Source organism: Paraburkholderia sp. SIMBA_054, from assembly GCF_046534875.1.
GTDB lineage: Bacteria > Pseudomonadota > Gammaproteobacteria > Burkholderiales > Burkholderiaceae > Paraburkholderia > Paraburkholderia hospita.
Window position 1 is genome coordinate 1 of record NZ_JAWRXV010000224.1, and the last position, 512, is coordinate 512.

Sequence of the window (512 nt, forward strand, 5' to 3'; positions counted from 1 at the left end):
TGGTTGTGTGAGAGACTTGCTCATGATGTACCTCTCCGACAACTCACGAAGCGCTGAGCTGCGATAGCTAACAGCTCGGGAGTGGCTGTCTCATACCAGTATGTGTCGGTGACCTTAGCGTGGCCGAGATAGGTCGACAAGGCAAGAATGCTGCGATCTACGTCCAGTCCACGGGCGTACCATTCCTGGAGCCTGTGGCACACGAATGAATGGCGAAGGTCGCGCAGGCGAAGTCGAGAACGGTCTCCACGCGGTCGCAACTTCAGCGCGTCACAGAGAATATGGAAGGCATAGTTGATGCTGTGCGTGGAGGCTGGTCGACCATAGTCAAAAACGAAGAACGCTTCGCTGTTTAGGGTCAGGGGATCGCGATCGCGTTTCCTGGCGTAGCGCCTCAGGACGTCGGCGGTGGTGGGGTGTATCGGGACCCAGCGGGATTTACCGAGCTTCCCGCACCGAATGAGCAGCAATCGGCGGTCGAGATCGACGTCCGAGCGCGTCAACGCCGCCAC

Annotated in this window: 1 protein-coding gene; it reads right to left on the minus strand. The window is 58.6% G+C overall.

Going from position 1 to position 512, the window contains the following annotated elements:
* Nucleotides 1-20: 20 nt before the first annotated feature.
* A partial coding sequence (locus SB822_RS54870; RefSeq protein WP_410858818.1) for a tyrosine-type recombinase/integrase occupies nucleotides 21-512 on the minus strand: 492 nt, incomplete at its 5' end.